General features: G+C 49.5%; 1 protein-coding gene. It reads left to right on the top strand.

The features are described 5' to 3' along the window. On the top strand, nucleotides 1-311 hold a 311-nt coding region (locus F6Q11_RS07515; protein WP_297027984.1), incomplete at its 5' end, for a CopG family transcriptional regulator. Nucleotides 312-390 lie beyond the last annotated feature (79 nt).

The following is a 390-nucleotide window of genomic DNA, read 5'->3' as shown; positions in this document are numbered from 1 at the left end:
TGTACAGAATCAGACCCGGATGCATTCCGGCCATACTGGTGTGGTGCATGAAGATGAAGAACAGAATTACGGTGCGGATTCCTGAGGATGTCTATGCCCAGACCACTTCTCTGGCGGAAAAGTCAGGGATAGCCATATCAGATATAGTCAGGGAAGCCCTGACCTACTTTTTTTCCGGTCAGGACTCCATGGCATCCCTGGTAGAAAAGATGGATCAGCTGAAAAAGAGGCTCGACATCCTCCTTCCATGGGTAGAGAGAAAGAAGCTCATGGAAGACTACCAGGAACAGAGGGAGAGCAGGATCCTATGAAGGCCAAACTCGTGAACAGCCTGGAGGATCTGAAAAAATTGGAACGCCTGTACAGTGTGGATCCCCAGTACACCATCAT

The sequence above is a fragment of the Thermoplasma sp. genome (assembly GCF_008709555.1).
Taxonomy (GTDB): Archaea; Thermoplasmatota; Thermoplasmata; order Thermoplasmatales; family Thermoplasmataceae; genus Thermoplasma.
The sequence above is the reverse complement of the archived record's forward strand: the minus strand, read 5'-3'. Positions and strand labels throughout refer to the sequence as shown.